The sequence below is a fragment of the Sphingopyxis sp. 550B genome (assembly GCF_057401805.1).
In genome coordinates, this window is the sequence record NZ_CM171610.1 from 865524 (window position 1) to 891424 (window position 25901).

Below are 25901 nucleotides of genomic sequence, written 5' to 3' on the forward strand. Positions count from 1 at the left end.
GCCGGGGAACAGCGCCTGACCTGCCTGAAGAATATATATGCCGACTTGTTTCAGAGCCTGCCCCGGACCCGATCCGGGCCCATGGTCTGTCCTTGAATGAAAGGCGGCGCAAATGGGAAGGGCAGACCATGGACCCTGAAACAAGTTCAGGGTGACGAGGGGAGACGCCGTGCCGAAACCCGAATCCCCGCAGGCCATGGAGCAGCGTGTTTTCCGAGTCGTCAGGTGATTCCACCTGACTTGAAAACACTCTAGCCGAACAGCGTGCCGACGCCGACGCTCGGGTCGACCCAGCCTTCGTGGATCATCTTGACCGCGACATAGAGGATCACCGCCAGCCCGACATAGGCGATCCAGCGATAGCGCTCGATATATTTGGCGATGATGTTGGCGGCGATGCCCATCAGCGCGACGGCGACGATCAGCCCGACGATCAGGATGCCGGGATGCTCGCGCGCCGCGCCGGCGACCGCGAGGACATTGTCGAGGCTCATGCTGACGTCGGCGATCGCAACCGCCCAGGCGGCGCCGAGGAAGCTCTTCGCGGGCTTCAGGCCCGAATGCTCGTCGCCCTCGATCTCGGGCGAGCCTGCGGAATGGGCGCCGGCGCGCAGTTCGCGCCACATCTTCCACGCCACCCAGATCAGCAGCAGGCCGCCGACGAAGATCAGCCCGACGATCTGCATCAGTTGCGTGACGATCAGCGCGAAGGCGATGCGCAGCACCAGCGCCGCGATGACGCCGATGAAGATCACCTTGCGCCGCTGGTCCGCCGGCAGACCGGCCGCGAGCGCGCCGACGACGATCGCATTGTCGCCCGCCAGCACGATGTCGATCATCAGCACCTGCAGGAAGGCCGACAGCGCCGCGGGTTCGGTGATGTTCGAAAAATCGTTGACGATATGCGCCCAGATGCCGCCCGGTCCGCCGAAGCCCGTGGCGGCGACGGCACCTGCTTGGGCCAGGATTTCCAGGATCACAGCGGGTCTCCGAAATAGCTGACCTCGGGAACGGGGTCATAGAAAGGATGCAGCAATGCACGCCATTGCCGGTAGCGGTCGGACTGGCGGAAGCCATCGCGATGATCGGCGACCGACTCCCACAATGCCAACAGCAGATAGGGCTGTCCGGTTCCCGCCGGACGGCGTATCTCGAGCGAGATAAAGCCCGGCGACGCCTCGATCAACGGCCGCGCCTGCGCGACGGCCGCCTCGAACGCGGCCTCGCTTCCGGTGCGAACGGGAAGCAGCGCATGTTCGACGACGGCCATCCGCGCGGCCTATTGGTTCATCGACTCGAAGAAATCCTCGTTGGTCTTCGAATCCTTGATCTTGTCGAGCAGGAATTCCATCGCATCGACGGTGCCCATCTGCATGAGGATGCGCCGCAGCACCCACATCTTCGACAGCTTGTCCTTTTCGACCAGCAGCTCTTCCTTGCGGGTGCCCGACTTGCCGACATCGAGCGCGGGGAAGATGCGCTTGTCGGCGACCTTGCGGTCGAGCACGATCTCGCTGTTGCCGGTGCCCTTGAACTCCTCGAAGATCACCTCGTCCATGCGGCTGCCGGTGTCGATCAGCGCGGTCGCGATGATCGACAGCGAGCCGCCCTCCTCAATGTTGCGCGCGGCGCCGAAGAAGCGCTTCGGCCGCTGGAGCGCATTGGCGTCGACGCCGCCGGTGAGCACCTTGCCCGAGCTGGGAACCACGGTGTTGTAGGCGCGGCCGAGGCGGGTGATCGAATCGAGCAGGATGACGACATCCTTCTTGTGCTCGACGAGGCGCTTCGCCTTTTCGATCACCATTTCGGCGACCTGGACGTGACGCGTCGCGGGCTCGTCGAAGGTCGAGGAGACGACCTCGCCGTTGACGCTGCGCTGCATGTCGGTGACTTCCTCGGGCCGCTCGTCGATCAGCAGGACGATCAGATAGACCTCGGGATGATTGTCGGTGATCGCCTTGGCGATGTTCTGCAGCAGCACCGTCTTGCCGGTGCGCGGCGGCGCGACGATCAGCGCGCGCTGGCCCTTGCCCTGCGGGCTGACGAGGTCGATCACGCGCGCCGACTTGTCCTTGACGGTCGGGTCGAGCGCGTCGAGCGACAGCTTCTGGTTCGGATAGAGCGGCGTCAGATTGTCGAAATTGACGCGGTGGCGCACCGCTTCGGGATTGTCGAAATTGACCGCGGTCAGCTTGGTGAGCGCGAAATAGCGTTCGCCGTCCTTCGGCGCGCGGATCTCGCCCTCGACCGTGTCGCCGGTGCGCAGACCGTGTTTGCGGACCTGGTTCGGCGAGACGTAGATGTCGTCGGGGCCGGCGAGATAATTGGCCTCGGGACTGCGCAGGAAGCCGAAGCTGTCGGGCAGGACCTCGATCGTGCCCGACCCGATGATTTCCTCGCCCTCTTCGGCGAGTTCCTTGAGGATCGAGAACATCAGGTCCTGCTTGCGCAGCGTCGATGCGCCCTCGACGCCCAGTTCCTCGGCCATTTCGACGAGTTGGGCGGGCGATTTGGTCTTGAGTTCTTTGAGATGCATGGATGGATTTTCCAGAAATGAAATTCGGGACAGGGATATGGCAATTCGGCGCACCGGATGCGCCTATCCGGTCGGGGGACGACCGTTCACGATAGCATCGGCGCACGACGCGCCGCCCGCGCGGGACGGGGTTGATCGGCCCCTATATCCGGCTTTTGCCCAAGTCAATCGGGCCAAGTCGATCGGGGGCAATCGGGCGGCGGCATGGCGGTCGCGTCGGACGAGGCGAGGCGACGGCTTCGACCGCGTCGCCGTCGCTTACCGCGCCATGCCATCTGGACCCCGGCTTTCGCCAGGGAACCGTCGCTACACGGTCAGGGTGCGATAAATGCGGGGCCAGCCTCGATCGTAGCCGGTGAGTCCCTGCTCTTGCCCGATCAGGGCCGGACGATGACGAGGACGACGATGATCGCCGCGGCGATGCCGGGCACCTCGTTGAGCAGGCGGAGCCGCTTTTCGCTGAGCGGGCGCTCGCCCTTGCGCAGCTTCTTGAAATAGCCGACCAGCCAGCCGTGATAGCCGGAGAGCAGCAGCACGAGCAGCAGCTTGCCGTGGAACCAGCCCTCGCTCCAATAGCCGCCGTTGAAGGCGAGCAGCAGGCCGAACACCCAGACGAGGATGATCGAGGGGTTGAGGATGATCCGGCGCAGCCGGTCCTCGCGCTCGATCCATTTGCGGTCCTCTTCGGACCCCACCGCGCACTGGTGATGATAAATGAAGAAACGCGGCATCATGAACAGCCCCGCCATCAGGAAGATGACGAAGATCACATGCGCCGCCTTCATCCACAGCATCGTCGCCCCCAGAAATCCGACCCAGTCCGTCATTGCCCTACCCGCCTCGCACGCGCCTGATCAGATGTTCGACATGGGCAATCGGCGTATCGGGCACGATGCCATGGCCCAGATTGAAGATATGGGGGCGCGAAGGGAAAGCCGCAAGGATGCGGTCGACCGCCGCGTCGAGCGCCGCGCCGCCGGCGACGAGCGCGAGCGGGTCGAGATTGCCCTGCACGGGCAGGTGCGCGGGCAGCGCCGCATCGGCCCAGTCGGGATCGACCGTCTCGTCGAGCCCGATCGCATCGACGCCGGTCTCGTCCGCATAGGATGCGAGCTTGCCGCCCGCGCCCTTCGGAAAGCCGATGACCGGGGTATCGGGATGCAGCGCCTTCAACCGGCGGACGATCTCGGTATTGGGGGCGATCACCCAGCGTTCGAACTGCGCGGGGGACAGGCTGCCGGCCCAGCTGTCGAAAAGCTGCACCGCCTCGACCCCCTGCTCGATCTGTCCCGACAGATAGGCGACGCTGAGCTCGACGATCGCGTCGACGATCGCCTGGAAGGCGGCGGGATCGCCGAACGCCATGCGCCGCGCCGCGGCCTGGTCCTTCGACCCCTGCCCCGCGACCATATAGGTGGCGACGGTCCACGGACTGCCCGCGAAACCGAGGAAGCTCGTCTCCGGCGGCAGCGCCGCGGCGACGCGTGCGACGGTCGCATAGACGGGGTCGAGCCGCTGCGGCGCCGCTTCGAGCGCGGCGAGCGCCGTGTCGACGAGCGCCGGCGCGAGCCGCGGCCCCTCGCCCGCCTCGAACCACAGATTCTGCCCGAGCGCGTGCGGAACGACGAGGATGTCGGAAAAGAGGATCGCGCCGTCGAAGCCGAAGCGCCGGATCGGCTGCAGCGTCACTTCGGCCGCCGCCTCGGGATCGTAGCAGAGTTCGAGGAAGCCGCCCTTGGTCTCGCGAAGGGCGCGATATTCGGGGAGATAGCGGCCCGCCTGGCGCATCAGCCACAGCGGCGGCCGTTCCTGCCGCACCCCGCGCAGCGTCGCCAGCAAGCTCTTCGGTGTCGCCTTCACGCGGCCCCTCTTTCTTCTATCAAAACAAGTATAAATGGATTGTGGTGGATTGTTGGCGGGCGGATAAGTGCGCTTTAGGCGCCAGCGCCCCTTTTGCCAACATCTTGACTCCCCGGCCGCCGCCGCCCGCCGCGGAGTCGGTGGCGGTCGTCCCCGTTCTTCACAGCCTGTGGACAAGATTCGTCCCCTGTGGATAAACGGCGGGACGGAATCGGCGCGGCCGGGGATGGAATCGCTGTCCCGCTTCGCCCCCCGGCTTGTGCCGGACTTGTCCACAGCCGGCCCGCGATGCTTCGCCGCTTGCCTTTTCCGGCGGCGCGGGGACAAGAAGGGCGATGGACCGGCTCCACCTGCACCTCATATCCGATTCCACCGGCGAGACGCTCGAAAATATCGCCAAGGCGGCGATCGCCCAGTTCGACGATGTCGAGGTGGTGCGCCATTTCTGGCCGATGGTCCGATCCGAATCGCATCTCGACCGCATCATGGCGGAGGTGCAGGCGAGCCCGGGGATGATCCTGTTCACGCTGGTCAACGGCGACCTGCGCGCGAGCCTCGAGCGGCGCGCCGGCGCGCAGGGGCTGCCGCTCGTCCCGGCGCTCGACGCGGTCACCGATGCGCTGTCGCGGATGCTGGGACAGGAAGCGAAGGCGCGCCCCGGACGGCAGCATGTGCTCGACGCGGCCTATTTCGCGCGGGTCGAGGCAATCCAGTTCACCGTCGCGCACGACGACGGCATCGGCTGGGACAATTGGGAGGAAGCCGACATCCTGCTCGCCGGCGTGTCGCGCACGTCGAAGACGCCGACGAGCATCTATCTCGCCAATCGCGGCTACAAGACCGCGAACATCCCGATCGTCCCCGAATCGCCGCCGCCCGAGGCGCTGTTCACGCTGAAGCGCCCGCTGGTCGTCGGGCTGACGACCAGCTTCGACCGGCTGGTGCAGGTGCGGCGCAACCGGCTGCTGTCGCTGAATCAGGTGCCCGAGACCGCCTATGTCGACGAGGAACGGGTGAAGGCCGAGATCGCCTATGCCCGCCGCATCTTCGCCGACAACGACTGGCCGGTGATCGACGTGACGCGCCGGTCGATCGAGGAGACCGCCGCGGCGGTGATCCAGCTCGCCGAGGATCGCGCGGGGCGCGCCGCATGACGGAACTGGTCCTCGCCTCGCAGAGCAGCGGGCGCGCCGCGATGCTGCGCTCCGCCGGGCTGGCGTTCGAGGCCACCCCCGCGCATGTCGACGAGGAGGCGCTGACCGCGTCGCTGCGCGCGGCCGGGCAGACGCCGCGCAACATCGCCGACGCGCTGGCCGAGGCAAAGGCGATCAAGGTGTCGGCGCGGCTGCCCGGCGTCACGGTGATCGGCGCCGATTCGACCCTCGCGCTCGACGACGGGACGATGCTGACCAAGCCCGAAAGCCCGGAGGAGGCGGCCGCGCACCTGCGCCGCATGGCGGGAACGCGGCACCGGCTGTTCAGCGCCGCGGTCGCCGCGCGCGACGGCGCGCCGGTGTGGCGCGCGGTCGGCGAGGCGAAGCTGTGGATGCGCCCCTTGTCGGAGGGCTTCATCGCCGCCTATGTGGCGCGCCACTGGGACAGCATCCGCTGGACCGTCGGCTGTTACGAGATAGAGGGAGCGGGCGTGCAATTGTTCGACCGGGTCGAAGGCGACCCCTGGACCATCGTCGGCATGCCGATGCTGCCGCTGATGGCATGGCTGCGCGCGGCCGGGCTGGCGCCGGCATGAGCGGAATCCCCCCTGCCCCCCCTTATGCGGAGGTGATTGGCGATCCGATCGCGCATTCGAAGTCGCCGCTGATCCACACCTTCTGGCTGGAGGCGCTGGGCATCGCGGGCGATTACCGGCGCGCGCACGTCCGCCCCGACGGCCTTGCCGCCTATATCGCCGAGCGCCGCGCCGATCCCGACTGGCGCGGTTGCAACGTCACCATTCCGCACAAGGTCGCGGTGATGGATCTGGTCGACGACCCCGGCAATATCCGCGGCACCATCGGCGCGATGAACACGGTGGTGCGCCAGCCCGACGGCGCGCTGATCGGCACCAACACCGACGCCGCCGGCTTCTATGCGCCGCTTGCCGAACTCGACCTCGAGGGCGCGCCGGTCGCGGTCGTCGGCGCCGGCGGAGCGGCGCATGCGGTGCTGTTCGCGCTGGCACGGGCGAAGGTCGGGCCGGTCACCATCCTCAACCGCTCGCCGCTCAAGGCGATGGGCCTGCTCGCGGCCTTCGGGCTCAAGGGCGACGTCGTCGCGCTCGACGCGCCGCTGCCGCCGGCGGCGCTGCTCGTCAATGCGAGCAGCCTCGGCATGATCGGCCAGCCGCCGCTCGACCTCGACCTGGCGCCGCTGCCCGAGGGAGCGATCGTCTACGATCTCGTCTATGCGCCGCTGCGGACCGGGCTGCTTGCGGCCGCCGAGGCGCGCGGGCTCGACACGGTCGACGGGCTCGACATGCTGATCGGGCAGGCGGCGCTCGCCTTCGAGCTGTTCTTCGGCCGCCCGCCGCCCGAGGGCCGCGACGACGAACTGCGCGCGCTGCTGACCGCATGACGCATTACAAGCGCCCCGGCTCGCGGCTGCGCCGTCCCTTCATCCTCGGCCTCACCGGGTCGATCGGCATGGGCAAGTCGACCGCGGCGACGATGTTCGAGCGCGAGGGCGTGCCGGTGTTCGACGCCGACGCCGAGGTGCACCGGCTGCAGGGTCCGGGCGGCGCGCTGGTGGAGGCGATCGAGGCGCGCTTTCCCGGCACCACCGGGCCGGGCGGGGTCGACCGGCAGAAGCTGGGCGCGCGCGTCCTCGGCCACCCGCACGAACTCGCGGCGCTCGAGGCGATCGTCCACCCCGCGGTCGGCCGCGCGCAGAAGCGCTTCCTGGCGCGGCATCGCGCGCGTCCCGTCGTCGTGCTCGACATCCCGCTGCTGTTCGAAAAGGGCGGCTGGCACCGCGTCGGGGCGATCGCGGTCGTTTCCGCGCCGCTGTGGATGCAGCGCAAGCGCGTGCTGCGCCGGCCCGGCATGACCAACGCCAAATTCAAGGCGATCCGCCATCTGCAGGTGCCCGACCGGGTCAAGCGCGCGCGCGCCGACTTCGTCATCGAAACCGGCCGTCCGAAAAGCGAGACGCATCGCCAGATTCGGGCCATCACCTCTTGTTTCCGCGCCCGATAGGGTCCAGATTGGATCATCAGATGCGCGAGATAATCTTCGATACGGAAACCACGGGGCTCGACCCCAGATCGGGACATCGGCTGGTCGAGATCGGATGCATCGAGCTGGTCGATCGCCGCGAGTCGGGCCGAACCTTCCACGCCTATTTCCATCCCGAACGCGACATGCCGCCCGAGGCCGAGGCGGTGCACGGCCTGTCGATCCAGTTCCTTTCCGACAAGCCGCTGTTCGCCGCTCGCGCCGACGAGCTGCTCGAATTCCTGGGCGACGCGCCGATGATCGCGCACAACGCCGTCTTCGACTTCGGCTTCATCAACGCCGAACTCGAACGCGCCGGGCGCCCGGCGCTCGACCTCGCCCGCATGTGCTGCACGGTGCAGATGGCGCGCAAGCTGCATCCGGGCGCCAAGCACAGCCTCGACGCGCTCTGCACCCGCTACGGCATCGACCGCAGCCACCGCATCAAGCACGGCGCGCTGCTCGACGCCGAGCTGCTCGCCCATCTTTATATCGAGATGACCGGCGGCCGGCAGATCGGGCTTGGTCTGGGCGCCGAGTCCGCCGCGATGGCGGCGGGCCTGTCGATGCGACCCGCCGCGCCGTCCCGCCCGTTTCGCGAGCCGCGCGCGCACGCCGCCACCGCGGCCGAGCTGGCGCGCCATGCCGAATTCGTTGCCGCACTCAATCAACCTTTGTGGCACGATAGCCCGTGACGGCGGCTCCCAGCGCCGTCACCGACACTGGAAGGAGAAGAAAGATGGAAATCCGCGTCTCTGGCCACCAGATCGAAACCGGTGAAGCGCTGCAAGCGCGTGTTTCGGACCGGATGAACGCGATTGCCGACAAATATTTCTCTCGAGCGATCGGCGCGCATGCGATTTTCGGCAAGGGGCCGCACGACAGCTTCCAGTGCGACATCGTCGCGCATGTGATGCAGGGGCTGGTCCTGAAAGGTCATGGACAGGCGCAGGATGCGCATGTCGCGTTCGAGAATGCGGCCGAGCGCATCGAGAAGCAGTTGAGGCGCTATATGCGACGGCTCAAGGATCGCGGCACGCCGACGCAGCCGTCGCCGACCCTCGACGAGATCCGGGGCAATGCCGGCTACACCGTGTTCGAGGCCGGCAGCGAGGAGGAGGAAGCGGGCGACGCCCCGGCGATCATCGCCGAAACGCGCGTCGACGTGCCGACCAGCAGCGTGTCGGACGCGGTGATGATGCTCGACCTTCGCAACACCAATGCGCTGCTGTTCCTCAACAGCCGGACCGACACCTACAACATGGTCTATCGCCGCTCCGACGGCACGATCGGATGGGTCGAACCGCAATAGGGGCTGGATTTTCTCCGCCATCCGGCCTAAGGGCCGCGCCCAACGAAGCCCTGAACCCGGATGGCGGGGCCTTACGACCGATCCGTGATCGTTGCCATCAGGACGGCGGGACGGCGTTGCCCCGCGACCATGCAGATTTGACAAGACCGATGAACCTTTCTTCCCTTCTTTATCCCGCGACGGTGCGCGCGCACGTCCAGCTCGATTCGAAGAAGGCGCTTTTTCCCTACATCGGCGATCTTGCGAGCCGCGCGCTCGGGCTCGACGCCGGCGAGGTGAGCGAAGCGCTGCTCGAACGCGAACGGCTCGGCTCGACCGGCTTCGGGCGCGGCATCGCGCTGCCGCACGCCAAGCTGGCCGACCTGTCGGGGGTGCGCGGCCTGTTCCTGCAACTCGCGCGGCCGATCGATTTCCAGTCGGTCGACGGCCTGCCCGTCGACCTGCTGTTCGTGCTGCTGTCGCCGCTCGACGCCGGCGCCGATCATCTGAAGGCGCTGGCGGGCGTGTCGCGGATGCTGCGCGACGAAAAGGTCGCCGAACGGCTGCGCGGCGCCAAGAATGACGAAGCGCTCTATGCGCTGCTCGCCGACACCGAAACGCGCGACGCGGCCTGACGCCGTCGGCGCCGGCCCATACGGCTTGCGGGCCCGCAAGCGCGTGCTTCCCGGCGAAGGCCGGAATCCGGTCGATGTCGTGCTGCGATACGTGGACCCCGGCTTTCGCCTGGGAACGTTTCCTTGCCAGAAACCGGCGGCATCCGGCGGCGCCCGCTATCGTTCCCGGCCGATCCGATGCCGCGGCTGAAAAGCCGCTTCCTCGTCGACCTGCTGCTGCGCGAGGCGCAGGCGGCGGGCGGTTTCGCGGCCGTCCTCGCGCGCGGCGATGCCGATGCGGGGGCGATCCTGGTCCAGTGCAGCGATCGCGGCCGGCCGGGCCCGCTGCTCGAACGGCGCTTCGCGCTCGATGGCGGCTATCGCTGGGAAGCGGTCGGACCGGCCGATGGTGAAGACCGCGAAAACTATTGCGAGCGGCGGCGAAAGGCCGATCCCGACCTGTGGATCGTCGAACTGGATATCGCGGATGCGCCACGACTCGTCGCGGAGTGGGGCGCGTTAACTTGACTCTGTTGCACCGCACAATAGGTCGCCCGCACGTTTAACGCGTAGGTCGTCCCGCGGGTTGCATCGGTTTGTCCGGCGCGCCCGGTCGAACGGTTCGGACACGCAGTCGGATGAGGACCGCAGGCGGTATCGGGTCGATGACCCCCCACCTGTTTGTCATGGTTCGGTTCCTCAGCCGCCCTTTTGACGGACCTTATGAGTCGCATTCTGAACGCCGCCAGCACGGCCGCCGTGGGCATGACCGCCCTTGCCATGCTGGTTCTGGCCGAACCGGGTTTCGCGAGCGACCTGATCGCCGACGCGAGCCCGCCCGCCATCACCCTGCCCGCCGCCGATGCGCCGGAAGCGGAGATGGCGACAGCTTCGACCGATCCGGTTTCTCCGGTCGAAGCCCCCGAGACGATCGACGAACAGGACGAGCCGGCGCCGCAGGCCGATTCGCTCGCCGCGCTGGTCGCGGCGACGCCGCGCCCGGCCGAGCTCGATCCCGAACTGCGCTGCCTTGCCGGGGCGGTCTATTTCGAATCGCGCGGCGAATCGCTCGCCGGCCAGCTCGCGGTCGCGCATGTCGTGATCAACCGCGCCAAGTCGGGCCGTTTCCCGACCAGCCTGTGCGGCGTCGTCCATCAGAAGAGCCAGTTCAGCTTCGTCCGCGGCGGCCGGATGCCGAAGATCCGCGAAGGCGCGCAATGGGCGAACGCGGTCGCGATCGCGCAGATCGCCCGCGACGGCAGCTGGTCGAACCGCGCGCCGGGCGCGCTCTTCTTCCACGCGCGCCACGTTTCACCTGGCTGGCGCAAGACGCGCATCGCCGCGATCGACAATCACATCTTCTATCGCTGAGACGGACCGGGCGCCGCTGCATGGGCAGCGGGTCCGTTCGGGTTCGATGCGGCCGTCTTCTCCCCTCCCGCTTGCGGGAGGGGTCGGGGGTGGCCGGCGGCGAGACCAAGGCCCACCCCGCTGCGGCTAGCGAACGAGTTCGCAAGCCTCGCTGCCCTTCCCGCTTGCGGGAGGGGAGAGGGGTCTTTGCGGCCATATTCGATCCGGCCGTCCACCGCTGCGCGCCGTTCATTGCCAAGCCATGTTTCATCGCGCATGGTGCGGCGATGACGCGTCTTTCTTCCGTCGCCCTGCTGACCGCAGCGGCGCTTGCTCTCGGTGGCTGCGCAACGGCGGTGCCGCCGGTCGAGGTCACCCGCTTTCACGCCAATGCCGCCGCCGGCTGGGCGCCGGGGACGCGCTATGCCGTCGATCCCGCGCCGCTCGGCGATCCGGCGGCGACGATCGGTTCGGCGCAGCCGTCGCTCGAATGGGCGAGCTATCGCACCGCGGTCGAGCGGCAATTGGAGCTTCTGGGGCTGGTCGCGGCCGATTCGGGTGCGGCCGCGCCGCTGAAGGTCCGCATCGGCTTCGACCGCAGCGACCGGCAGACCGCGGGCAAGCGGTCGCCGGTGTCGGTCGGCGTCGGCGGCTCGACGGGCAGCTACGGCTCGGGCGTCGGGCTGGGCATCGGCCTGAACCTCGGCGGGGGCGCGCGGCAGATGCAGGATCTGCAGCTCAGCGTGCGCATCGACGACGGGGCGAGCGGGCAGGCCTTGTGGGAAGGGCGCGCGCTGACCGCGGTGCCGGTGAAGGCGCCCGCGGCGCAGCCGTCGCTTGCCGCGGCCAAACTGGCGGAGGCCCTATTCAGGGGGTTCCCCGGCGAATCGGGACGCACTATCACGGTGCCATGACCATCAGCATCAACGCCGCTTTCGACAGCGGCAATATCGTCGTGGAGTCGCTCGCCGGCACGTCCGCCCGCCTCTCGATTCGCAAGGATCGCGAGTCCGACTTTTTCCAGTGGTTCCATTTCCGCGTCGCCTGCGCCGCGGGCGATGCGCTCGACCTGGCGATCACCGGCCTGGCCGATTCGGCCTATCCCGACGGCTGGCCGGGCTATGCCGCCTGCGCGAGCTATGACCGCGAGCATTGGTTCCGGCTCGATACCGGCTATGATGCGGGGACGCTGACGATCCGCCACACGGCCGAGGGGCCCTTGCTGTGGATCGCCTATTTCGCGCCCTATTCGATGGAGCGGCACCACGACCTGATCGCCTCGGCCGCCGAATGCGAAGGCGTCGCCTATCGCTGCCTCGGCACCAGCCTGGAGGGGCAGCCGATCGACTGCCTCGAAATGGGCGAGGGGCCGGTGCAGGTCTGGCTCTATGCGCGCCAGCATCCGGGCGAGAGCATGGCCGAATGGTGGATGGAGGGCGCGCTCGACATGCTCACCGATCCCGCCGACCCGCACGGCCGCTCGCTGCGGCGCAAGTGCCGTTTCCACATCGTGCCCAACATGAATCCCGACGGCTCGCGCCGCGGCCACCTGCGCACCAACCATGCCGGGGTGAACCTCAACCGCGAATGGCACGCGCCGTCCGCCGAACGCAGCCCCGAGGTGCTGTGCGTCCGCAATGCGATGGACGAATCGGGGGTCGACTGGGCGATGGACGTCCATGGCGACGAGGCGATTCCCGCGGTCTTCCTCGCGGGGTTCGAGGGCATTCCGTCGCTGAAGCCCGAACAGCAGGAAAAATTCCTCGCCTTCCAGGCCGCGCTCGCCGCCGCGACGCCCGATTTCCAGACCGAACTGGGGTATGAGAGTTCGGCGCCGGGGCAGGCGAATCTGTCGATGTCGACGACCCAGCTCGCCGAACGCCATGGCGCGGTGTCGATGACGATCGAGATGCCGTTCAAGGACAACCGCGACCTGCCCGACCCGGTGCAGGGCTGGTCGCCCGACCGGTCCAAGCTGCTGGCGCGCGCCTGCCTCGAGACGCTCGACCGGATGCTGTAGATGTGAAAACGGGGCCCGGTCTTCCGGGCCCCGTTCGTCATGCCCCGAGAGGGAGGGGGCACAAGGGTATGAGCGGGCGGGTCAGGCCGCCTGCTTGCTGCCGTCCTCGACCAGCGTCGGCTTGCTGTCGCCGATCGCGATCTTGTGCGGCTTCATCGCCTCGGGCACCTCGCGCACCAGGTCGATGGTCAGCAGCCCGTCGGCGAGGTCGGCACGGTCCACCCGCACGAAGTCGGCGAGCTGGAAGCGGCGCTCGAAGGCGCGTGTCGCGATGCCGCTGTAGAGCAGCCTGCGCTCCTCGCCTTCCCTGGTCGGCGCCTTGCGGCCGGTGATCGCCAGCATGTTCTGCTGCGCGGTGATGTCGATCTCGTCTTCCTTGAAGCCGGCGACCGCGATGGTGATGCGGAAATGATCGTCGGCGACCTTCTCGATGTCGAAGGGCGGATAATTCTCCGCCGAGCCGCTGTTCTCGAGGAAATCGAACAGCCGGTCGAAACCGACGGTCGAGCGGCGATAGGGGGTCCAGTCAAAGCTGTTGCGCATGGGTCATTCCTTCCTTTCCAAGCGAAGTCATGGGGCTGCGGCAAAACCCGCCGCGGCCACCGTCCGGTCCCGTTCCGGCGACCGGATGCGATCAATCTGGTAACGGCCGAAACCATTTCAAGGGGGCATTGGCGTTCCGCGAAAAGCCGCGCTAAGGGGGCCGCGAATCCCCTCCAGCCGAAGGACAGACCATGCCGCAGCTCATCCTCATCCGTCACGGCCAGTCGCAGTGGAACCTCGAAAACCGCTTCACCGGCTGGTGGGATGTCGATGTGACCGAAAAGGGCGCGGCCGAGGCGTGGGCGGCGGGCGAGCTGATGAAGGCGAAGGGCATCGCGCCCGACGTCGGCTTCACCTCGGTCCAGACGCGCGCGATCAAGACGATGAACCTCGCGCTCGAGGCGATGGGGCGGCTGTGGCTGCCGGTCACCAAGGACTGGCACCTCAACGAGCGCCACTATGGCGGGCTGACCGGGCTCGACAAGGCCGAGACCGCGGCGAAGCACGGCGACGATCAGGTGAAGATCTGGCGCCGCAGCTTCGATGTCCCGCCGCCGCCGCTCGACCCGGGCTCGCCGTGGGACCTGTCGCACGATCCGCGCTATGCCGGGATCGCGGTGCCCGCGACCGAAAGCCTGAAGGATACGATCGCGCGCGTCCTGCCCTATCACGAAAGCGCGATCGTGCCCGAACTCAAGGCCGGAAAGACGGTGCTGGTCTCGGCGCACGGCAACAGCCTGCGCGCGCTGGTCAAGCATCTGTCGGGCATTTCGGACGCCGACATCACCGGCCTCGAAATCCCGACCGGCCAGCCGATCGTCTATGATCTGGCGGCCGACCTGACGCCGGGCGAACGCTATTATCTGAGCGAGCGCTGAGCCGGCCCCGCGCCGCGAACGGGACGGATCATATCTGGCCCGTCACGGTGAGCTGGAAATAGCGGCCATAGGCGCGGCGCCGGCTTTCGCCGAAGGCGACGGGGCCGTCGCGCCGGCCGACGAAGACGGTGCGGTCGTAGCCGTCCTTCTGCTCCGCGAGATTGCGGTAGGACAGCTTGACGGTGAAGCCCGCGACATTCTTGTGCTCGACGAAGGCGGTGACGAACGGGCCGGCGGTATATTCGCGCCGGATCGTATCGAGCCGGAATCCGGGGCTGAGGCGCTCGTCCGAATAGCCGCCGCCCCAGGCGAAATCGGTTCCCGGCACATCGTGGCGCAGGCTGAGGTCGGCGATATAATCCTGCCCGAAGCTCTGCTCTCGCCACGCGCCGGTCAGCGGGTCGCGCACGCGGTTGCGCCGCCAGGTGACGTCGGCGTTGATCCGCGCGCCGCGCCACCCCAGCGGATCGAGCAGCAGCGTCCCCTTGGTCGTGATGCGATAGAGATGCGCGGGCGGCAGGTTGCCGCGCCCCTCCTCGGTCGGCGACAGCGGGATCTGGTCGACCAGATCCTGCGCATAGGCATAGGCGAGAGCGATCGACGCATGGCCCCAGCGACCCATGTCCTGCACCACTTCCAGCTCGGTGCGGTTGACGATCGGCGGGACGAGTTCGCCGTTGCCCGTGTTCCCCTGATTGTTCGCGACGTCGACCGAGCTGGCGAAATCGAAGAAGTCGAGCTGGTCGACGCGGCGCTGGAGCAGCCAGTTGATCGTCGTCGCCGGCCCGACCTTCCACGCGAGCGCGAATTTGCCCTTCGGCCGGACGAAGCGCCGCGTCAGCCCGCCCGGCCCCGACGAGGTCAGTTCGCTATATTCGGCGGCGAGGTTGAGCTGCGCGGTCAGGTTGGGCGCCAGCGCCCGGCCCCAGGTCAGCGACGCTTCGGCGCGTCTTTCCTCGACCTCGGTCCGCTCGCCGCCGAAGGCGACGGGAAGGAAGCTGCCGTCGGCCTGGAGCAGCGCATATTCGGCATCGACGTCGAGCGTGTTGTAGGCGCCTTCGAGCGCGACCTGCCAGTCGGTGCCGCCGGCGGTGCGCCAGCCATATTCGCCGCGCAGGATCGATTCGCCTTCGTCGGCGGTCTGGCTGAAGCGTTCGCCGCTGCGCCCGCCCACCGCGCGATCGACGATGAAGGTATCGACGAAGGGGCTGTGCTCGAACCGGTAGAGGGCGATCAGCTTGAGCCGCCCGCCGGCGAGACCGAGTTCGTAATCGCCGCCGATGTCGTAGTTATATTCGTCCTCGGTCACGGTGAACAGCTCGTCGACCCGGCCGATGCCCGGCTGGACCGATTCGCCGCGGGTGCGGTTGTCGATCCGCTGCAATTGCCCGCCGACGCTGGCGTTCCACTTGTTGCCGTTCGCCGTCGTGCGCGTCAGCGCCGCCGACAGGCGCGGCGGATCGTTATAATAGCTGGCATGCTCGTCGCGCACGAAGCGCAGGGCGCCGGCGCCGTCGAACACGCGCTCCGGCCCCCAATGCCCCTGCCGCGTCGCCTCGTTCTTCAGGCTCAGCGTCACGCCGGTGCCGCCGATCCGCCCGGTGGTCGAAATCTCGCCGTTCAGCCAGTTGTTCGCGAGCCGCGACCGCCATTCGGGTTGCCAGCGCAGCGTCGTCTTGAAGCCGCCGCCGCCTTGGCGGCCGGCGACGAGGACGACATTGGCGACCTGTCCGGTCAGCCCCGGCACGTTCAGGCTGGCGCCGTCGACGATGTCGATATGCGCGACATCGCTGGCGGCGATGCGCGCCAGCGCGGTGCGCGCGTCGGTCGCCTTGCTGGCGATCCGCTCGCCGTCGATCAGCACATTCTCGGTCGCCTGCCCCAGCCCGCGCTCGCCACCGTTGGTGCCGGTGACGATCAGGAAGCCGGGAACCTTCTCGACCATGTCGAGCGCGGTGCGCGGTGCGAACCGGGCGAGATCGCCGGGCGTGTAGCGCTGCGCGCCCGCGACGGGCGTGGCGATCGGCGGCGGGTCGTCGCCCGTCACCTCCTGCGCGGCGGCGGGCAGGGCGGACAACGACGCCGTCACGGCGATCGAAGAGATGCGAATCCAGGCTGGCACTTTTCCTCCCCCGTCGCAGCCCTCGACGAGGAGGTCGCGCGCTTCATGCGAATAGTTCGCAATAGGGAGGGTGCACGCGCTTGTCTACCAACGCCCATCGGGCGTCGACGGGCGGCGGGCGGAGCGGTACGGCGTCAGTCGCGCAGCAGCTCGTTGATGGCGGTCTTGGCGCGCGTCTGCGCATCGACACGCTTGACGATCACCGCGCAATAGAGCGACGGACCCGGGCTGCCGTCGGGAAGCGGCTTGCCGGGCAGCGAGCCGGGGACGACCACCGCATAGGCGGGCACCTCGCCGACGAAAACCTCGCCCGTCGCGCGGTCGACGATCTTGGTCGATGCGCCGAGGTAGACGCCCATCGACAGCACCGCGCCCTCGCGCACGATCACCCCTTCGGCAACCTCGGCGCGGGCGCCGATGAAGGCGCCGTCCTCGATCACCACCGGGCCGGCCTGCAGCGGTTCGAGCACGCCGCCGATCCCGGCGCCGCCCGACAGGTGGACGCCCGCGCCGATCTGCGCGCAGCTTCCCACCGTCGCCCAGGTGTCGACCATCGTCCCTTCGCCGACGCGCGCGCCGATGTTGACGAAGCTGGGCATCAGCACCGCGCCCTTGCCGATATGCGCGCCGTGGCGGACGATCGCGCCCGGCACCGCGCGGAAGCCCGCGTCGCGGAAGCGGTTGTCGCCCCAGCCGGCGAATTTCGACGGCACCTTGTCCCACCAGGTCGCACCGCCGGGGCCGCCCTCGATCAGCGCCATGTCATTGAGACGAAAGGAGAGCAGCACCGCCTTCTTCAGCCACTGGTTGACCTGCCATGTTCCGGCATCGTCGCGCTCGGCGACGCGCAGGCTGCCGTCGTCGAGCCCGCCGAGCGCCGCCTCGACCGCTTCGCGCATCGGGCCCCGCGTCGTTACACCCACCGTGTCGCGCGCATCCCAGGCGGCCTCGATCGTCTTTTGCAGGTCGGTCGTCATGAAAATCCCCAAGATTGCGGCAAGCTGTCGAGCCAGTCGGCGATGTCGGTGACGTGGAAATCGACATGCTCCGGCCGGTGGTCGCGATGGCCGCTTTCGCTGCCGTTGTCCAGCCACACGGTGGTCATTCCCAGCGCCTTCGCCGGGGTCAGGTTGCGCGTCATGTCCTCGACGAACAGGCTGGTCGCCGGGTCGACGCCGAGATGGCCGATCATCGCCGTATAGGCGGCGGTGTCGGGCTTGGGCGCATAGCCGGTGACGCGGATGTCGCAGATGCCGTCGAACAGGTCGGCGATCCCGCGCGCGTCGAGCACGCGCGCGGCATAGTCGGCATCGGCATTGGTGAACACCAGCCGCCGCCCCGGCAGCCGCGCGAGCCCGGCGCGCAGCCGCGCGTCGGGGCCGATGCGGTCGAGCGCGATGGCGTGGACATCGGTCAGGAAATTCTCGGGATCGACACCGTGATGGCGCATCAGCCCCGCCATCGTCGTGCCGTGATCGTGGAAATAAAGCTTCTGCACCCGCCGCGCCTCCGCGGCGTCGCAGCCCAGCAGCCGCATGATGAAGGCGCCCATGCGCGCGTCGATCAGGTCGAACAGCTTCGCCGACGGCGGGTAGAGCGTGTTGTCGAGATCGAAGATCCAGCTGTCGATATGGTCGATGGGCGGAGGAGGGGGCGGGGCCATGGCGCGGCGCTTAGGGCTTCGGGGCGGCGGCGGCAAGCGCGGCGCGGAGCGCCTGCCAGCGCGCGAGCTTCGCGTCGAAGCCGATGGTGTGGGCGGCGCTGCTCGACGGCAGGTCGATCAGCGTCACGCCGGGCAGCGGCGGCAATTGCCGCCGTCCGATCGCCGCAGCCTTGCCGCCGTTGAATCCGATCATGCGCAAATCGGGGAGCGTTGCCACCAGCGCGGCGAGATCGTGCGGCCGTGCCTCGCGGATGTCGCCGTCGCTGCTGGTCCGCCGCTCGGCGCTGTGGATCGCGTCCCACAGGCCGATGTGCGCGGCGCGCAGCGCGGCGAGCCGCTGATCGTAGGGCAGCAGCGCGAGCGGCCGGTCGATCACCGCGCCGAGCAGGCGCCAGAACTGGTTGGTCGGATGCGCATAATATTGCCGCTCGGCCAGCGAGCGCGCGCCGGGCAGGCTGCCGAGGATCAGCAGCCGCGCGTCGGCGGCGACGTGCGGGGCAAAGCTGGCGTGGCGCGTCGCGGTCATGCGACGGGGCTATCGGCGGAATGGCGCGCCGACAAGCCGTCAGCGACGCGATCGGCGCAAGACGGTTCTTCTTGACCGGCAGGGGAATCGCCGCTAGGGGCGCCCGGTTCGAAAACGGCGGATGTCCGTCCTTTCGAGTCACAACAGCGCTTGAACATTGCTGGCGCGGATGGAGCCTCCGGAAGATCGCAGCGATCCGCCGGGGTCTTTTGCTGTTATCAGGTCGGCCTTTCTCACGACGGGACGAAGCTTCATCCACCGCGGTACAGTAACCGTTCGCTCCCCCCCCTGAAACGGAAGGATGCGGACACGAAAAGGTGAAGCATTCATGCCCACGATCAACCAGCTGGTCCGCAAGGGCCGGACGCCGCAGAAGGCGAAGTCCAAGGTCCCGGCGATGGAAGCGAACCCGCAGAAGCGCGGCGTTTGCACCCGTGTCTATACGACGACCCCGAAGAAGCCGAACTCGGCGCTCCGCAAGGTGGCCAAGGTTCGCCTGACCAACCAGCGCGAGGTCATCTCCTACATCCCCGGCGAAGGCCACAACCTGCAGGAACACAGCGTCGTGCTGATCCGCGGCGGCCGTGTGCGCGACCTTCCCGGCGTGCGCTATCACGTCCTGCGCGGCGTGCTCGACACCCAGGGGGTGAAGGACCGCAAGCAGAGCCGTTCGAAGTACGGCGCGAAGCGGCCGAAGTGACCCGTCCGGGGGACGGGTCATCCTGGAAAAATCGCCATCAGCGATTTTATCCGGGATTCAGACCCCGACCCCGATCGCAAGGTTTGGTTTAAACTCGCTCCTGGATTCCGGCTTTCGCCGGAAAACAGTTTGAAGCGAAAGATCGTAAAAGGAATATCCCATGGCTCGTCGTCGCCGTCCCGAACGTCGCGAAATCCTGCCCGACCCCCGTTTCGGGGATGTCGTGCTGTCCAAATTCATGAACAGCGTCATGCTCGACGGCAAGAAGTCCGTCGCCGAACGCATCGTCTATGGCGCGCTCGAATCGGTCGAAGCCCGCGCGAAGAAGGAACCGCTCGGCGTGTTCCACGAAGCGCTCGCCAACATCCGTCCGAGCATCGAGGTCCGCAGCCGCCGCGTCGGCGGTGCGACCTACCAGGTCCCCGTCGAGGTCCGCCCCGACCGCGCGCAGGCGCTGGCGATCCGCTGGCTGATCACCGCGGCGCGCAACCGCAGCGAGACGACGATGGCCGCGCGCCTGTCGGGCGAGCTGCTCGACGCGTCGAACAATCGCGGCAACGCGGTGAAGAAGCGCGAGGACACGCACCGCATGGCCGAGGCCAACCGCGCCTTCAGCCACTACCGCTGGTAAGCGCGCGGACGCATCGCGCGTCTCGCAATCGTAACACATCTTCCTATATCGGGGGCGGCCCGAAAGCCTCCCCCAAAACCCAAGGAAAAGACCATGGCCCGCAGCCATCCGCTCGAACGCTATCGCAATTTCGGTATCATGGCGCACATCGACGCCGGCAAGACCACGACGACCGAGCGCATCCTCTATTACACCGGCAAGAACTACAAGATCGGCGAAACCCACGAGGGTAGCGCGACGATGGACTGGATGGAGCAGGAGCAGGAGCGTGGCATCACGATCACCTCCGCCGCGACCACCTGTTTCTGGCGCGACCATCGGCTGAACATCATCGACACCCCCGGCCACGTCGACTTCACCATCGAGGTCGAGCGCAGCCTGCGCGTCCTCGACGGCGCGGTCGCCGCGTTCGACGGCGTTGCCGGCGTCGAGCCGCAGTCGGAAACCGTGTGGCGCCAGGCCGAGAAATACGGCGTGCCGCGCATGTGCTACATCAACAAGCTCGACCGGACCGGCGCGAACTTCTATTATTGCGTCCAGACGATCATCGACCGCCTCGGCGCGGTTCCGGCGCCGCTCTACCTGCCGATCGGCGCGGAGAGCGACTTCATCGGCCTCGTCGACCTCGTCGAAGAGCGCGGCATCGTCTGGAAGGACGAGAGCCTGGGCGCCGAGTTCGAATATATCGAGATTCCCGACGAGCTGAAGGACAAGGCCGCCGAATATCGCGAAAAGCTGATCGAACTGGCCGTCGAACAGGACGATGCGGCGATGGAAGCCTATCTCGAGGGCACGCTTCCAGACGTCGCCACGCTGAAGGCGCTGATCCGCAAGGGCACGCTGGCGCAGGCGTTCGTCCCCGTGCTGTGCGGTTCGTCGTTCAAGAACAAGGGCGTGCAGGCGCTGCTCGACGCGGTCGTCGACTATCTGCCGAGCCCGCTCGACATTCCCGACGTCCAGGGCATCAACCCGGCGAACGACGAACCCGACACGCGCGAGACGTCGGATTCGGCGCCGCTGTCGCTGCTCGCGTTCAAGATCATGAACGATCCGTTCGTCGGCTCGCTGACCTTCGCCCGCATCTATTCGGGCACGCTGAGCAAGGGCACCTACCTGAACTCGGTCAAGGACAAGAAGGAAAAGATCGGCCGCATGCTGCTGATGCATGCGAACAGCCGCGAGGACATCGACGAAGCCTATGCGGGCGACATCGTCGCGCTCGCCGGTCTCAAGGAAACCACGACGGGCGACACGATCTGCGCCTCGAACGCGCCGATCATCCTCGAGCGCATGGAATTCCCCGAGCCGGTGATCGAGCTGTCGGTCGAACCCAAGACCAAGGCCGACCAGGAGAAGATGGGCGTCGCGCTCAATCGCCTGGCCGCCGAGGACCCGAGCTTCCGCGTCTCGACCGACCATGAATCGGGTCAGACGATCATCAAGGGCATGGGCGAGCTTCACCTCGACATCCTCGTCGATCGCATGCGTCGCGAGTTCAAGGTCGAAGCGCATGTCGGCGCGCCGCAGGTGGCGTACCGCGAATCGCTCGCGAAGCCGGTCGAGGTCGACTACACCCACAAGAAGCAGTCGGGCGGCTCGGGCCAGTTCGGCCGCGTCAAGGTGCAGGTCACCCCGGGCGAGCGCGGCAGCGGCGTCACCTTCACCGACGAGATCAAGGGCGGCAACATTCCGCGCGAATATATCCCGGCGGTCGAGAAGGGCTTCCGCGAATCGGCGGAGAACGGCCACATGATCGGCTTCCCGATCATCGACTTCGACATCAAGCTGATCGACGGCGCCTATCACGACGTCGATTCGTCGGCGCTGGCGTTCGAGATCGCCGGCCGCGCGGCGATGCGCGAGGTGGCGGCGAAGGCCGGCATCAAGCTGCTCGAACCGGTGATGAAGGTCGAGGTGGTGACGCCCGAGGAATTCATGGGCGACGTGATCGGCGACCTCAACAGCCGTCGCGGGCAGATCCAGGGCACCGACACCCGCGGCAACGCGCAGGTGGTCGAGGCGATGGTGCCGCTCGCCAACATGTTCGGCTACGTCAACCAGCTCCGCAGCTTCACCCAGGGTCGTGCCCAGTACACGATGCAATTCTCTCACTATGAGGAAGTGCCGACGAACGTCGCCGAGGAAGTGAAGGCGAAGATGGCCTGACCGGCCGCCGGGCCGTGCGGGGGTTGCCTCGCACGGCAAGACCTACTAAGGGCGGCGCCTGATTCAGGCAGGCTCGTCCGGGACTGATCAACTCAACACGCGAACAAGAAGGTTCAAGAAACATGGCCAAGGCTAAATTTGAGCGGACGAAGCCGCACTGCAACATCGGCACCATCGGTCACGTCGACCATGGCAAGACCTCGCTGACCGCGGCGATCTCGAAGGTTCTTTCGGAACGTGGCGGCGGCGCTGCGGTCGATTTCGCCAACATCGACAAGGCGCCCGAAGAGCGCGAGCGCGGCATCACCATCTCGACCTCGCACATCGAGTATGAGACCGATGCGCGCCACTATGCGCACGTCGACTGCCCGGGCCACGCCGACTATGTGAAGAACATGATCACCGGCGCCGCGCAGATGGATGGCGCGATCCTCGTCGTGTCGGCCGCCGACGGCCCGATGCCGCAGACCAAGGAGCACATCCTGCTCGCCAAGCAGGTCGGCGTTCCGACCATGGTCGTCTTCCTGAACAAGGTCGACCAGGTCGACGATCCCGAGCTGCTCGAGCTGGTCGAGCTCGAAATCCGCGAAGAGCTTTCGAAGCGCGACTTCGACGGCGACAATATTCCGATCATCGCGGGTTCGGCGCTCGCCGCCCTCGAAGGCCGCGACGACAACATCGGCAAGGAAGCCGTCCTGAAGCTGATGGAAGCCGTCGACAGCTGGATCCCGCAGCCGGAACGTCCGGTCGACCAGCCCTTCCTGATGCCGATCGAGGACGTGTTCTCGATCTCGGGCCGCGGCACCGTCGTCACCGGCCGTGTCGAGACCGGCATCGTCAAGGTCGGCGAGGAAGTCGAGATCGTCGGCATCAAGGACACCAAGAAGACGACCGTCACCGGCGTCGAGATGTTCCGCAAGCTGCTCGACCAGGGCGAAGCCGGCGACAACATCGGTGCGCTGATCCGCGGCGTCGGCCGTGACGAGGTGGAGCGCGGCCAGGTCCTCGCGAAGCCCGGCTCGATCACCCCGCACACCGAGTTCACCTCGGAAGTCTATGTGCTGTCGAAGGACGAAGGCGGCCGTCACACGCCGTTCTTCGCCAACTATCGCCCGCAGTTCTACTTCCGCACCACCGACGTCACCGGCGAGGTCATCCTCCCCGAGGGCACCGAGATGGTGATGCCGGGCGACAACGTCCAGCTGTCGGTCAAGCTCATCGCTCCGATCGCCATGGACCAGGGCCTGCGCTTCGCGATCCGCGAAGGCGGCCGCACGGTCGGCGCAGGGGTTGTGGCGTCGATCACAAAGTAATATAGGGCCGCGAGCCGCGCGATTCGGACGAGTCGCGCGGCTCGTAGCTTACAGGTTTTTGATGGCCTCTCCGGTCTCTCCCAAGGGGACTCGGAACAGGCCGTTTCGGCTCTTTCGCCCAAGTTTTTGCTCTTTCGCATCGTCAGACGGGATTCGACTGGAACAGTCATGGAAACGCAGAATATTCGCATTCGCCTGAAGGCCTTTGATCACCGCGTGCTCGATCAGGCCACCACCGACATCGCCGACACGGCGCGTCGGACGGGCGCCCTCATTCGCGGTCCCATCCCGCTGCCGACGCGTATCGAGAAGTTCACCGTGAACCGCGGCCCGCACATCGACAAGAAGTCGCGCGAGCAGTTCGAGGTGCGCACCCACAAGCGGCTGCTCGACATCGTGCAGCCCACCCCGCAGACGGTCGACGCGCTGATGAAGCTCGACCTCGCCGCGGGCGTGAACGTCGAAATCAAGCTGGCCTAAGCCAGCGCAGCCCCGGACTCGATCCGGGGTCTCTATCGGCCAGGCGCCACGGCGCCGGCACACGTCCGGAGCGATCCGGACCGACGATAGGGTGGATACCGCCGGTCGCTTCCATCGGAAGCATCCAGACCGGGCTGCGTCCCCCGTCTCGCCGCACCACCCCATCGGGGCAGGCGGCACCTCAGCCCGGACGGGGCGACGCATCGAAATTTCGGGCTGGGAGGGTTTCCGTCGGGGCGTGTCCCGATGGGGTCCCGCAAGCCGCGCGGAATGGTCCGCCCGGCCTCTGTTAGGAGTATGGATCATGCGGACTGGCGTGATCGCGAAGAAAATGGGGATGACCCGCCTGTTTCAGGACGATGGCCGCCACGTGCCGGTCACCGTCCTGAGCCTCGAAGGCTGCCAGGTCGTCTCCGTGCGCGATAAGGAACGCGACGGCTATGTGGCCGTTCAATTGGGTGCCGGGTCGGCGAAGGCGAAGAATGTCGCCAAGCCGCAGCGCGGCGCCTATGGCAAGGCCGAGGTCGAGCCCAAGGCGAAGCTCGTCGAATTCCGCGTCGCCGACGACGCGACGCTCGACGTCGGCGCCGAGCTGTCGGCCGACCATTTCGTCGCCGGCCAGATCGTCGACATCCAGGGCGTCACGCAGGGCAAGGGCTTTGCCGGCGCGATGAAGCGCTGGGGCTTCGGCGGCATGCGCGCCAGCCACGGCGTCTCGATCAGCCACCGTGCCCATGGTTCGACCGGCAACCGCCAGGATCCGGGCCGCGTCTTCAAGAACAAGAAGATGGCCGGCCACATGGGCGCGCGCAACCGCACTCAGCAGAATCTGGAAATCGTCCGCACCGACGCCGAGCGCGGCCTCCTCTTCGTCAAGGGCTCGGTCCCGGGCTCGAAGGGCGGCTGGCTGCTCGTCCGCGATGCGGTGAAGCTGCCGCGCCACCCCGAGGCCCCCTATCCGGCGGGCGTCAAGAGCGCGGCGAACAGCAACAATGCCCCGGCTGAAACCCCTGCGGACGCAGCGGTCGAAGCACCCGCGGCCGACGGCGCACAGGAGTCCTGATCATGAAGGTCAAGGTTCAGACCCTCGATGGCAAGGCTGGCGCCGACATCGACCTCAACGACGACGTCTTCGGCGTCGATGCGCGTGCGGACATCCTGCACCGCGTCGTCGCCTGGCAGCTCGAGAAGCGCCGCGGCCCCGCCCGCGCCGCCCGCGAGCGCAGCGAAGTCGCCCGCACCGGCAAGAAGTTCGGTCGCCAGAAGGGCGGCGGCACCGCGCGTCACGGCGACCGCAAGGCGCCGATCTTCATCGGCGGCGGCAAGGCGCACGGCCCGCGGGCCCGCACCTTCGGCCATTCGCTGAACAAGAAGATCCGCACCCTCGGCCTGAAGATGGCGCTCAGCGACAAGGCGAAGGGCGGCAAGCTCGTCGTCCTCGACACGCTCGAGCTCAAGGATGCCAAGACCAAGGCGCTCGCCGGCAAGCTCGGCAAGCTGGAGCTTGGCGGCCGCGCGCTCTTCATCGACGGCGACGCCGTGCATGAGAGCTTCGTTCAGGCTTCGGCCAACATCGTCGGCGTCGATGCGCTGCCGGCGATCGGGGCCAATGTCTATGACATCATCCGTGCCGACACGCTGGTCCTGACCCGCGCGGCGGTCGAAAAGCTGGAGGCCCGCTGCAATGGCTAAGGCAAAGACCATCGATGCGCGTCACTATGACGTGATCCTGTCGCCGGTGATCACCGAGAAGTCGACGCTGCTCAGCGAGAACGACGCCGTCGTCTTCCGCGTCGCCAACGACGCGACCAAGCCGGCGATCAAGGCCGCCGTCGAGGCGCTGTTCGATGTCAAGGTGCTCAGCGTCAACACGCTGGTCACCAAGGGCAAGACCAAGCGCTGGAAGGGCAAGCCCTACACCCGCAGCGACGTGAAGAAGGCCGTCGTCCGCCTGGCCGAAGGCCAGTCGATCGACGTCACCTCGGGCGTCTGAGCG

Annotated in this window: 30 protein-coding genes; 20 read left to right on the forward strand and 10 right to left on the reverse strand. The window is 67.4% G+C overall.

Annotation, left to right across the window (positions count from 1 at the left end; translation table 11 throughout):
• Positions 1–251 precede the first annotated feature (251 nt).
• The 5 genes from AC2S9W_RS03980 to hemE all read right to left on the reverse strand — a co-directional run bounded on the left by AC2S9W_RS03980 (position 252) and on the right by hemE (position 4396).
• Positions 252–974, reverse strand: coding sequence for a TerC family protein (locus tag AC2S9W_RS03980; RefSeq protein ID WP_067186791.1), 723 nt, complete (start codon positions 972–974; stop codon positions 252–254).
• Between the two features lie 2 nt (positions 975–976).
• On the reverse strand, positions 977–1270 hold the full coding sequence (locus AC2S9W_RS03985) for an antibiotic biosynthesis monooxygenase family protein (RefSeq protein WP_067108836.1): 294 nt from the start codon (positions 1268–1270) through the stop codon (positions 977–979).
• A 9-nt stretch (positions 1271–1279) separates the two neighbouring features.
• Positions 1280–2536 (reverse strand): transcription termination factor Rho, encoded by a 1257-nt coding sequence (gene rho, locus AC2S9W_RS03990; RefSeq protein WP_067108834.1) that lies wholly within the window; start codon positions 2534–2536, stop codon positions 1280–1282.
• 377 nt (positions 2537–2913) lie between these two features.
• Entirely contained in the window at positions 2914–3363 is a 450-nt protein-coding gene (locus AC2S9W_RS03995) for a CopD family protein (protein ID WP_241942188.1), read from the reverse strand.
• A gap of 4 nt (positions 3364–3367) precedes the next feature.
• Positions 3368–4396 (reverse strand): uroporphyrinogen decarboxylase, encoded by a 1029-nt coding sequence (gene hemE / locus AC2S9W_RS04000; RefSeq protein ID WP_486571664.1) that lies wholly within the window; start codon positions 4394–4396, stop codon positions 3368–3370.
• A 335-nt stretch (positions 4397–4731) separates the two neighbouring features.
• Here hemE and AC2S9W_RS04005 point away from each other — a divergent pair, with 335 nt between their 5' ends.
• The 11 genes from AC2S9W_RS04005 to AC2S9W_RS04055 all read left to right on the forward strand — a co-directional run bounded on the left by AC2S9W_RS04005 (position 4732) and on the right by AC2S9W_RS04055 (position 12883).
• Positions 4732–5550 (forward strand): pyruvate, water dikinase regulatory protein, encoded by an 819-nt coding sequence (locus AC2S9W_RS04005; protein WP_067108827.1) that lies wholly within the window; start codon positions 4732–4734, stop codon positions 5548–5550.
• Positions 5547–6146, forward strand: a complete 600-nt coding sequence (locus AC2S9W_RS04010) for a Maf family protein (RefSeq protein WP_076073388.1) — start codon at positions 5547–5549, stop codon at positions 6144–6146. Before AC2S9W_RS04005 ends, AC2S9W_RS04010 begins: the two co-directional genes overlap by 4 nt.
• On the forward strand, positions 6143–6970 hold the full coding sequence (gene aroE, locus AC2S9W_RS04015; protein ID WP_234002536.1) for a shikimate dehydrogenase: 828 nt from the start codon (positions 6143–6145) through the stop codon (positions 6968–6970). Before AC2S9W_RS04010 ends, aroE begins: the two co-directional genes overlap by 4 nt.
• Positions 6967–7590 carry a dephospho-CoA kinase gene (gene coaE / locus AC2S9W_RS04020; protein ID WP_067108824.1) on the forward strand — a complete coding sequence of 208 codons (624 nt, stop codon included), beginning with the start codon at positions 6967–6969 and terminating at the stop codon, positions 7588–7590. The genes aroE and coaE overlap by 4 nt, the downstream gene beginning before the upstream one ends.
• A gap of 20 nt (positions 7591–7610) precedes the next feature.
• Positions 7611–8303 (forward strand): DNA polymerase III subunit epsilon, encoded by a 693-nt coding sequence (dnaQ, locus tag AC2S9W_RS04025; protein ID WP_076073390.1) that lies wholly within the window; start codon positions 7611–7613, stop codon positions 8301–8303.
• A 44-nt stretch (positions 8304–8347) separates the two neighbouring features.
• Entirely contained in the window at positions 8348–8920 is a 573-nt protein-coding gene (gene hpf / locus AC2S9W_RS04030) for a ribosome hibernation-promoting factor, HPF/YfiA family (protein WP_067108823.1), read from the forward strand.
• 149 nt (positions 8921–9069) lie between these two features.
• Positions 9070–9534: a PTS sugar transporter subunit IIA gene (locus AC2S9W_RS04035; protein WP_067108822.1), complete on the forward strand. Its 465-nt coding sequence runs from the start codon at positions 9070–9072 to the stop codon at positions 9532–9534.
• A 123-nt stretch (positions 9535–9657) separates the two neighbouring features.
• The gene (locus AC2S9W_RS04040) at positions 9658–10041 is read left to right on the forward strand and encodes a DUF1491 family protein (protein ID WP_324787689.1); all 384 of its coding nucleotides are present in this window, start codon (positions 9658–9660) and stop codon (positions 10039–10041) included.
• Between the two features lie 195 nt (positions 10042–10236).
• A complete protein-coding gene (locus AC2S9W_RS04045) occupies positions 10237–10884 on the forward strand; it encodes a cell wall hydrolase (RefSeq protein ID WP_104960203.1) in 648 nt (215 codons plus the stop codon).
• Positions 10885–11150: 266 nt separating this feature from the next.
• Positions 11151–11777 carry a DUF4136 domain-containing protein gene (locus AC2S9W_RS04050; protein WP_076073392.1) on the forward strand — a complete coding sequence of 209 codons (627 nt, stop codon included), beginning with the start codon at positions 11151–11153 and terminating at the stop codon, positions 11775–11777.
• The gene (locus tag AC2S9W_RS04055; protein ID WP_104960204.1) at positions 11774–12883 is read left to right on the forward strand and encodes a M14 family metallopeptidase; all 1110 of its coding nucleotides are present in this window, start codon (positions 11774–11776) and stop codon (positions 12881–12883) included. The genes AC2S9W_RS04050 and AC2S9W_RS04055 overlap by 4 nt, the downstream gene beginning before the upstream one ends.
• 81 nt (positions 12884–12964) lie before the next feature.
• Here AC2S9W_RS04055 and AC2S9W_RS04060 read toward each other — a convergent pair whose 3' ends face one another.
• Positions 12965–13426 (reverse strand): Hsp20 family protein, encoded by a 462-nt coding sequence (locus tag AC2S9W_RS04060; RefSeq protein ID WP_076073393.1) that lies wholly within the window; start codon positions 13424–13426, stop codon positions 12965–12967.
• A 191-nt stretch (positions 13427–13617) separates the two neighbouring features.
• Here AC2S9W_RS04060 and gpmA point away from each other — a divergent pair, with 191 nt between their 5' ends.
• Positions 13618–14304, forward strand: a complete 687-nt coding sequence (gene gpmA / locus AC2S9W_RS04065; protein ID WP_076073394.1) for a 2,3-diphosphoglycerate-dependent phosphoglycerate mutase — start codon at positions 13618–13620, stop codon at positions 14302–14304.
• 28 nt (positions 14305–14332) lie between these two features.
• Here gpmA and AC2S9W_RS04070 read toward each other — a convergent pair whose 3' ends face one another.
• From AC2S9W_RS04070 to AC2S9W_RS04085, 4 genes are all read right to left on the reverse strand, one after another.
• Positions 14333–16426 (reverse strand): TonB-dependent receptor, encoded by a 2094-nt coding sequence (locus AC2S9W_RS04070; protein ID WP_104960205.1) that lies wholly within the window; start codon positions 16424–16426, stop codon positions 14333–14335.
• A 134-nt stretch (positions 16427–16560) separates the two neighbouring features.
• Entirely contained in the window at positions 16561–17403 is an 843-nt protein-coding gene (gene dapD / locus AC2S9W_RS04075; RefSeq protein WP_076073396.1) for a 2,3,4,5-tetrahydropyridine-2,6-dicarboxylate N-succinyltransferase, read from the reverse strand.
• Complete coding sequence (locus AC2S9W_RS04080) at positions 17400–18089, reverse strand: pyrimidine 5'-nucleotidase (RefSeq protein ID WP_076073397.1); 690 nt, start codon at positions 18087–18089, stop codon at positions 17400–17402. Before AC2S9W_RS04080 ends, dapD begins: the two co-directional genes overlap by 4 nt.
• 10 nt (positions 18090–18099) lie before the next feature.
• Positions 18100–18615, reverse strand: a complete 516-nt coding sequence (locus AC2S9W_RS04085) for a DNA-deoxyinosine glycosylase (protein ID WP_076073398.1) — start codon at positions 18613–18615, stop codon at positions 18100–18102.
• A gap of 328 nt (positions 18616–18943) precedes the next feature.
• On the opposite strand from AC2S9W_RS04085, the gene rpsL reads away from it, so the two are divergent.
• The 8 genes from rpsL (at position 18944) to AC2S9W_RS04125 (ending at position 25898) form a co-directional block, all read left to right on the forward strand.
• A complete protein-coding gene (gene rpsL / locus AC2S9W_RS04090; RefSeq protein ID WP_067108793.1) occupies positions 18944–19315 on the forward strand; it encodes a 30S ribosomal protein S12 in 372 nt (123 codons plus the stop codon).
• Between the two features lie 160 nt (positions 19316–19475).
• Positions 19476–19946, forward strand: coding sequence for a 30S ribosomal protein S7 (gene rpsG / locus AC2S9W_RS04095; protein ID WP_067108789.1), 471 nt, complete (start codon positions 19476–19478; stop codon positions 19944–19946).
• A 93-nt stretch (positions 19947–20039) separates the two neighbouring features.
• Positions 20040–22112 (forward strand): elongation factor G, encoded by a 2073-nt coding sequence (gene fusA, locus AC2S9W_RS04100; RefSeq protein WP_076073399.1) that lies wholly within the window; start codon positions 20040–20042, stop codon positions 22110–22112.
• 122 nt (positions 22113–22234) lie between these two features.
• A complete protein-coding gene (gene tuf, locus AC2S9W_RS04105; protein WP_067108781.1) occupies positions 22235–23425 on the forward strand; it encodes an elongation factor Tu in 1191 nt (396 codons plus the stop codon).
• A gap of 168 nt (positions 23426–23593) precedes the next feature.
• Positions 23594–23905 (forward strand): 30S ribosomal protein S10, encoded by a 312-nt coding sequence (rpsJ, locus tag AC2S9W_RS04110; protein ID WP_011543089.1) that lies wholly within the window; start codon positions 23594–23596, stop codon positions 23903–23905.
• Positions 23906–24209: 304 nt separating this feature from the next.
• Positions 24210–24968 carry a 50S ribosomal protein L3 gene (rplC, locus tag AC2S9W_RS04115; protein ID WP_067108780.1) on the forward strand — a complete coding sequence of 253 codons (759 nt, stop codon included), beginning with the start codon at positions 24210–24212 and terminating at the stop codon, positions 24966–24968.
• Positions 24969–24970: 2 nt separating this feature from the next.
• Positions 24971–25597 (forward strand): 50S ribosomal protein L4, encoded by a 627-nt coding sequence (gene rplD / locus AC2S9W_RS04120; RefSeq protein WP_067108779.1) that lies wholly within the window; start codon positions 24971–24973, stop codon positions 25595–25597.
• The gene (locus AC2S9W_RS04125; protein ID WP_067108778.1) at positions 25590–25898 is read left to right on the forward strand and encodes a 50S ribosomal protein L23; all 309 of its coding nucleotides are present in this window, start codon (positions 25590–25592) and stop codon (positions 25896–25898) included. Before rplD ends, AC2S9W_RS04125 begins: the two co-directional genes overlap by 8 nt.
• Positions 25899–25901: the final 3 nt, after the last annotated feature.